Source organism: Chamaesiphon sp. OTE_75_metabat_556, from assembly GCF_031378165.1.
In the GTDB taxonomy this organism is placed as follows: Bacteria; Cyanobacteriota; Cyanobacteriia; order Cyanobacteriales; family Chamaesiphonaceae; genus Chamaesiphon.
Genome location: NZ_JANNDR010000513.1, coordinates 1 through 7783 on the forward strand (window position 1 = coordinate 1; position 7783 = coordinate 7783).

At 45.1% G+C, this 7783-nt stretch carries 6 protein-coding genes; 3 read left to right on the top strand and 3 right to left on the bottom strand.

The genetic code is table 11. From position 1 onward, the window contains the following. The 3 genes from RMO27_RS20390 to RMO27_RS20400 form a co-directional block, all read right to left on the bottom strand. The coding region (locus RMO27_RS20390; RefSeq protein WP_309736003.1) for a response regulator at window positions 1–1067 on the bottom strand (1067 nt) is incomplete at its 3' end. A gap of 43 nt (window positions 1068–1110) precedes the next feature. Then, window positions 1111–3912 carry an ABC transporter transmembrane domain-containing protein gene (locus RMO27_RS20395; protein ID WP_309736007.1) on the bottom strand — a complete coding sequence of 934 codons (2802 nt, stop codon included), beginning with the start codon at window positions 3910–3912 and terminating at the stop codon, window positions 1111–1113. A gap of 78 nt (window positions 3913–3990) precedes the next feature. Continuing rightward, complete coding sequence (locus RMO27_RS20400; protein WP_309736009.1) at window positions 3991–4536, bottom strand: helix-turn-helix domain-containing protein; 546 nt, start codon at window positions 4534–4536, stop codon at window positions 3991–3993. A gap of 349 nt (window positions 4537–4885) precedes the next feature. Between RMO27_RS20400 and RMO27_RS20405 the strand changes: the two genes are divergently transcribed. The 3 genes from RMO27_RS20405 to RMO27_RS20415 all read left to right on the top strand — a co-directional run bounded on the left by RMO27_RS20405 (window position 4886) and on the right by RMO27_RS20415 (window position 7675). Beyond that, window positions 4886–6052 (top strand): aminoglycoside phosphotransferase family protein, encoded by a 1167-nt coding sequence (locus RMO27_RS20405; RefSeq protein ID WP_309736010.1) that lies wholly within the window; start codon window positions 4886–4888, stop codon window positions 6050–6052. A gap of 9 nt (window positions 6053–6061) precedes the next feature. Then, complete coding sequence (locus tag RMO27_RS20410) at window positions 6062–7117, top strand: T3SS effector HopA1 family protein (protein ID WP_309736012.1); 1056 nt, start codon at window positions 6062–6064, stop codon at window positions 7115–7117. Window positions 7118–7435: 318 nt separating this feature from the next. Further along, window positions 7436–7675 (top strand): hypothetical protein, encoded by a 240-nt coding sequence (locus RMO27_RS20415; RefSeq protein ID WP_309736014.1) that lies wholly within the window; start codon window positions 7436–7438, stop codon window positions 7673–7675. The last annotated feature ends 108 nt before the right edge of the window (window positions 7676–7783 follow it).

The following is a 7783-nucleotide window of genomic DNA, read 5'->3' on the forward strand; positions in this document are numbered from 1 at the left end:
GCTTGGTTGAGTTGCGCTAATTTCTCCGCGATTTGATTGTGAGAATTGGACTCTAGGGTGGCGAGACTTTGTTGCGCTTGGGCAATTTGAGATTGTTTTTCTAGGAGTTGGGCTTGATTTTGCTGTTGTTGGGCAGCAGTACCCAATCCAACCTGATTTTTGATCGCGACTAGTCGATCCAATTGTTGCTGTTGGCCATTTAGTTTGAGTTGATTTTGGGAAATTTGTTCGCGGACATTGCGAGCATCGAGTTCCATGATCACTTGTCCGGTGGTGACGAGATCGCCCTTTTTAACGTAAACTTTCAAGACGGCGACACTCCCTTCAATATCGGCTTCCCGCTTGACCGTATAGCCTTTGGCTTCCAATCTCCCGCGCGCAATCCCGATTTCATCCATCCGATACAAACACGACCACGGAATCGAAATCCCCAAAAATATTACCAGAAAATACAATAATCCGCGCGTCCACGGGAGCGGCATCATATCGATTAATTCTTTGGCAGAATTCGACCAATCATCGAGTTTGGTGAGGGTAGTATTAGCAATCGACGTAAATAACTGGCTGGGTGAACTATCGCTAAAATTATCCCGATCTAGAGGCCGATCGATCTTACCAATTTGCCCATCTGGGTGATCGACTCTAGCTGGGCGAGCAAGTACCAAAGGATTAGTACTTAGGGTGCGATCTCGTACAGTACGGATTTTTTGAGCGATGGCATCGATCTCACTTTTAGGAATAAATTCCTTGATACAGGAAATAGCCGATCGACGCGAGCGATCGTCGGGAGAACTACTCAAAATAACGACATCAATGTGAGGGTATTTTTGGCCGATAATCCGTGCTGTTTCCCAACCATCGAGCTTAGGCATATCCAGATCGAGGAGGATAATATCGGGCTGTAAATATTCGAGTTGCTCGATCGCCCAATCACCATCTGTGGCGATACCCACGATCTGAAGATCTCGATGTGGGTGGAGGAGTAGCTTAACTTTTTCTCTGACTACGCGCAGATCGTCAACTACAAATATTTTAATAAGTGGTGAGGTGGACTGATTGGCAATCATAGGAACATTTACTAAATTTTTAGATCGATCTAAGTAGCTGTAATTACTCTTGAATGGTGGCTATTTGCTGCTGATTGAGGTGATAATATTTACCGCGTTTTGCCATTAGTTGCTGATGGTTACCACTCTCAATTAATACGCCTTTATCGAGCACTAAAATCAGATCTGCATTTTGGACGGTAGAGAGACGGTGGGCGATAATAATCGTGCTCCGATCTCGGCGAATTTTCTCTAAGTTGTTTTGAATAATTTGTTCGGATTCGGTATCCAGACTACTAGTTGCTTCATCAAAAATTAGCAAGCGGGGATTATTTAATAAGGCGCGGGCGATCGCCAGTCGTTGACGTTGCCCCCCAGATAACATACTGCCACCTTCACCAATTTCAGTGTCATAACGCATCGGCATCTTATTAATAAATTCATCAGCACCAGCTAGTTCGGCAGCACGATGAATTTCAGTAGAACTAGCACCTGGTTTGGCTAATGTGATATTTTCCTTGACAGTACCACCGAATAAGAATGTATCTTGATCGACCACGCCTACTTGCGATCGCAAGGAGTGTAAGGCAATAGTTGACAAATCCTTGCCATCGATGTCGATCGAGCCACTAGTTGGTTGATAGAGTCCTAAAATCAACTTGGCGAGCGTAGTTTTACCAGAACCGCTGCGTCCGACTAAAGCGATTGTTTGCCCTGGCTGAATCTCAAAATTAATATTTTCGAGGATATTAGTATCGACATCTTTGTTATAGCGAAAAGTAACATTTCTAAATTTGACATAACCTTGCAGTTTGCCGAGATCTTGACGAGGATCGTCGCGATTTTCCTCTGGTTTAGATTCGATCACATCGCACAAGCGTTCGATCGCAATTCCGACTTCTTGCAAGCTATTCCACAGTCCGGCCAACCGCCGGAAAGGACTAATCACATTGGCTGAGAGTATATTAAAAGCGAATAATTGACCGATCGTAAATTCACCAGAAATCACTAATGATGCCCCAATCCAAATTAGTGCGGTACTACTGATGGTATTAATCGTCGAGCTAATCATCTGGATTTTAATCCCCATAATTTGGCCGCGATAGGTATGCTTGATTTCTTTATTTAAACGCTCTTCCCAATTCCAGCGTACGGACTTCTCCACCGCCATCGATTTGACCGTCCGCACCCCATTGAGAGCTTCGATCAGATAACTATTTTCATCGTTTGAGGCATTGAAGATCTCCCGCGACATCTTTTTCAAAAATGGCGTCGAGGCGAACGTCAAGATCAGAAACGGTGGAATCGAAATCAGTGTCACCAGTGCCAACTTCCAACTGTAGATAAACATCAGTGTGGCATAGACAAACACCGACATCAGATCGAGGAGCACACCCAAAGATTGTCCCGTGATAAAACTTTGAATCTTATGATTTTCCTGAATCCGCGAGATAATATCCCCGACATGCCGCGAATCAAAATAACTTAATGGCAAGCTAAACGTGTGACGAATAAAACCAATTACTAGAGCAGCATCGATCCGGTTGGCAGTCTGCGCCATCAAATATTGCCGGAGTGCGGTCATCCCAATCTGGAAGCCACCAAAAATCAGCAACCCCACGCCAAAAGTCGCCAAACTACTATCAGATTTGTGAATGATGGCTCGATCGAGAATTAACTGGGTAAAGATCGGTGAAATCAGACCAAAAATCTGGAGCACGATCGACGCGATGAAGATTTCGATAATCACCGTCCGGTGAGGCTTCACCAACTGAAATAGCTGCCAAAAATCTGTCGATTGCCCTGCCGTCTGTTTGAGGGCGAGTGTCGGTTCGATCAGCAAACAGTAACCAGTCCAACCTTTGGTAAATTCGGCATGAGTCAATTTGCGCTGGCCGATCGCGGGATCGCAGATAATTACATATTGGGGGGTAATCTCAAAGACGACCACATAGTGTTTGCGCTCCCAGTGCAGGATGGCTGGGAGTTGTTGAGTTGCCAACCGATCAAAGCTAGCTTTGACCGGACGACTATTAAATCCCAAACTTTCAACGGCAGTTGCTAGTCCTTTGAGCGAGGCACCATCGCGACTGACATAAGCCAACTCGCGCAACCGATTGATATTAAACTCCCGACCCCAATATTGTCCCACCATCACGACGCAGGCCGCACTGCAATCAGAGGCACTATGCTGTGCGTAGAAGGGATAAGCATGGGTAATTTTTTTCCACCATTGGCCCAGTTTTTGACTGGGGGTGGGAAAATAAGCTTGCTTGAAGCGATCTGGTGTTGCTTTGGGTAGTTCTGGTGGTGCAGACACAGCAACTGGTGGCGTCGGTATTCCCTGCTGGAATGGGATATCGACTAATGGCAGTCGGGGTTGCAATCCCCGCTGGGGCATGTGCAGTACCGAGGGTTCGCGATCGCCGCTGAGAATAGTTTCGAGATACCGCGCCCGCTCGTACAGATGAGTTTGGATCGCGGGATATTTGAGCCACCAAGATTCGATGTCCTCTCGATCGATAAATCCTACTAATATTTCCATACCGCCAACTACGAGCGCGGCTTTGGCCATGTAATCGCGCAGATTGTCAGTGGGAAAGAGCGTACTCGCACCAAAACTTTTACCGACAGTCAGCGTGGCGATCCGCTGTCCCTGAAGATCGAACAGCCGCACTTTGCCAGCTAAGACGATATAAATCCCTGGTTTACCGTCGCGAGATTGCCAAAAGCTCGTACCAGGGACGATCGAGAGTACCTGTGTCTGAGCTTGGATTTTGCCCAGATCTGAGGGCGCGATTTCCGTCCCTAGCACCTGCAAGAGGAGATCGCTGGCAACGGAGATAACTGGAGGATGTTGAGCCATAATTTACCAGAGAATAGTTAACAAAAGCAGTTGCAATTGCCATTAACATCACAACTCAAATTCTGGTGTTCAGTCTGGCTACATCTGCCGATCGGACAGATCGGCGATCGTCAAATTATGCGATCTGATGACCTGGTGGTGTTGACAATCGACAAAGTCGATCGATTTGCCGTCAACTCGAAGATCGCCAATCAGCCGATTGATATGCCGAGCACTCACCCCGATATCAAATTCTTGACATAAATGCTTGCTTAACCATTCTCCCGTCCAGCGTGAAAATGGATAACCCAAGTCTTTGGGGTTGGTCGTGACTAATTGCTTGAGTCGGTTTAGATAATCTGAAGTGACGGTTTTGGGGCGACCGATCGGCTGGGTTTGCCAGTTGTGCGCTTGACCGGATTTGGCAACGAAGATCCAGTGTCTAGCGGTTAATGGCGAACAGCTCAACGTTCGACAGATTTGCGTTTGAGTCTTGCCCTCATCGGCAAGCAGCATGATTTCGATTCGCTGCCGATATTCGGGGACGATCTCAATTTTAAGTTGTTTTTCTAGTAATTGACGTTGAAATTGAGTTAAATACTTGATACGCAATTGCTCCCGATCGAATTGATTAACTTGAGTCATAATACTGCTACCGAACTCTTAATCTTCATGATATCTTAAGGGATTCTGCGATCTACCTCATCACACTTTAATCATTTCTTAATTTTCATGTTAATTAATGATAAATAGGTAGGCTATTTATGGGCAACCACGCTATTAATAAATTCACATCTGAATTTGACATCAGCAATAAGGCTGAATTTAATACAACATTATGCCCGAAATCGCCAACTTAGCTCTGGTGTATAAAGTATAGCTAGAAGCATCAGATTAAATCAGATTAAAAAGAAGTAGACTATCCTAAACTAGATGAAGCCAAAGGTCTGGCTCAGATCGAGACAAATCCATGTAAATGCTCTTGAATTTTGAGATGAAAACTATTTTAGATACAAGTAATGTCTTTGAATATTTGACCGAGATAAAGTATTGTAATCTGTCAGACAAAGACACCAGTAATATCTTAGTAATTAATGCTAAAAACTTTAATTTAGCGATCGAATTTAGCGACGGTCGACAGCTACTAGTCAAGCAAGAACGTCATAACGCTCTCGGCGAGAGTAAAGGCGAATTTTGGGCGGCTTGGCGGATCGCAAACTTGGTCGAGCAGTTTCCCATCTTGGGTGCAAAGATCGCTGGATTTTTGCCAGAACTCCTGCATTTCGATCCTGACAACTCGATTTTAATCGTTAACTATCTCAGTAATTATTGCGACCTGTCTCGATACTACGATCGAGAACATCTATTCCCGACCCAGATCCCGCAGGCGATCGGTCAACTGCTAGCAACACTACACTCACAGACATTTCAACAGCTAGATTATCAACGATATTTAGATCCCACGATCAAGCCGCATCAAGATCGCGAACGGGAGACATCTTACTCAGCCATTGATATCATTCACCGACTGATGAGAATTACCCCCCAAGTTTTCCGGAAGATGCCATTAGAATGTCTACAATTTTTGAAACTTTATCAACGCTTTCCCAGCTTAACCCAAGCCATTGCCGAGCTTGGTGAAGCGATTGTCCCTAGTTGTGCAATCCATAACGATCTCAAACTCAATAATATTTTGCTCGACTTAGATTGGGAGTCGCCTGAATCCAAAATCATTAGATTAATCGATTGGGAGCGGGCAATTTGGGGCGATCCAGCATTCGATCTCGGCTGTCTGTTAGGTAGCTATCTCGAAATTTGGTTGGAGGGATTGGCGATTAGCAATCTGTTGAGCATCAATGAATCATTGCAATTGGCCATTACACCATTAGAGCTATTGCAACCATCGCTACTGGCACTAGTGCAGTCATATTTAGCTGGATTTCCCGAAATTCTGTCTGCCCGTCCTGATTATCTGGATCGAGCGATCCAATTTGCAGGACTAGCTCTGGTTCAGCGAATTGAAATCACGATTGATGAACGGCGCACCTTTGGCAATTGTGGCATCATCATGCTCCAGGTCGCCAAACAACTGATCTGTACGCCTAGAGCAGCCATGAAGACTTTATTCGATCGCGATTTTATCCAATTAGTAAATCAATAGTCACTGTCAATGTTTCAGAAACAGTTTTCAGCCATAGTTAACGATCTGGAGATCGCACCGGATTTGACAATCTCACATCCCGATTATCCACCCTTGTCGCTCGATCCCGATTTAGGTACTCGATATAGTCAGATCCCGATTGAGTTGCAGACCAAGTTTCTCATGACTAGAGTCCGCAACTATCTTCACGATCTGTATTTTACAGGTCGCTTACGGCCGATCGCCACATTGGAAAACACCGAACCAACATCCCCACTAGTTAAAAATAATCTCGTTAATGGTGTTGATCGCGATTTTCTTCGCCAATTAGATCGTCGCAATCCTAGTCGTGGTTATCTCGATCCAGACTGGCAGATCGTCGCCGAAACTGAAGATCGCGAATTAGTCGTCCTCAAAGATGGGTTACATTTACATATCGATCGGCAATTTCATATCCCACATCATCTCCGTCAGGCCAAGATTGGAGATCTGACTCCGGTATATCTACCACATAATCTCGTTGGCATCGATACTTACATCATCGTGGGCGATCTGGGGTTTCCACAACCCGATCCCTGTCATTCAGATCAATCTTCACCATTGGTGCGAGTGTATTTTAATATTTCGCCTGACAGTGCAGTGGAGATCGCGGAGCAATTAACTGGCGAGTTAAATCAATTAGGTATTCAATTTCAGTTGGGAATTCTTCACAACCCGACCCGATTTTATCGCCGTGATGGGGCGACACTACACCTCTCTCAAACTAGCTATGTAGCGGCCCAAACCCACTTAGCCGCACTCTATCGATCTCACCAAGCTGATTTTTCGCCGGATGTCCCGATCTTTACTAAGCAATTAGCACCAGGATTGGGCATTGCCGAAGAGCCACTCACTACCAATTCCTTTGGCATCCATCGCTGCGAGCTGGTTGCCGAAGGCTTGGTGTCAGCGTTTTACCAAGGACAACACTCGGCAACAGAGCGACTCACTCAGATTGCGACAGCTTGGGATCGAGCGCAGATCGATCAATCTCACCCTTACCTCAACCCAACTACAACAGATAATTACGATCTCTACGTAATTTGACGATCTCTATGTATCTTACGCAATTCATTTTTATTTGGCTAAAACTAACACAGTTAAGTCTCAAAAGGCGGTGTAGTCACATAATTTTGTCCGCCCTAAATTGCTATTCTAGTAAGTTTTGTAACAGAATATGCACCTAATTACGTAATTTCGGTCAGCCGCCATCTGGATTTTACACATAGTATTATGTCTTTTCGATCTAGCGAAATGGGTTGTGGAACCCAGGATCGATCGGTCATGATTGTTTGTGATAAGAATCACCGATAGATTTAAATATCTTCATGATTCAACTTGTAAATTAAAGGAACAAATCCCCATATGGCTCTTATTAACATCTCCAACCTAGCTGGTAGTGACTTATTAGCAGGTTCCGAAAGTTTTCTCACCGAACTAGAAGCAACTGATAGCAGCCAAATTTTTGGCGGTGGCAAAGGTAAAGGCTACTACGGTGGTAGCAAGGGTAGCAAGGGTAGCAAGGGTAGCGGCAGCAAGGGTAGTGGCAGCAAGGGCAGCAAGGGCAGTTACGGCGGTTACGGCGGTTACGGCGGCTGTCACTAACCTTTGCTAAACAGCGAAGTTAGCCAAAAAACAACCTCTGAAGACATACTTACAATTAGAGTATGTCTTCAGAGGTTGTTTTTTGGAGCTAAAGAGCGGTTTGCTGAC

Coding starts and splice junctions, on each gene's coding strand:
- RMO27_RS20395 (WP_309736007.1), bottom strand. CDS start 3,912: ATGGCTCAACATCCTCCAGTTATCTCCGTTGCCAGCGATCTCCTCTTG.
- RMO27_RS20400 (WP_309736009.1), bottom strand. CDS start 4,536: ATGACTCAAGTTAATCAATTCGATCGGGAGCAATTGCGTATCAAGTAT.
- RMO27_RS20405 (WP_309736010.1), top strand. CDS start 4,886: ATGAAAACTATTTTAGATACAAGTAATGTCTTTGAATATTTGACCGAG.
- RMO27_RS20410 (WP_309736012.1), top strand. CDS start 6,062: ATGTTTCAGAAACAGTTTTCAGCCATAGTTAACGATCTGGAGATCGCA.
- RMO27_RS20415 (WP_309736014.1), top strand. CDS start 7,436: ATGGCTCTTATTAACATCTCCAACCTAGCTGGTAGTGACTTATTAGCA.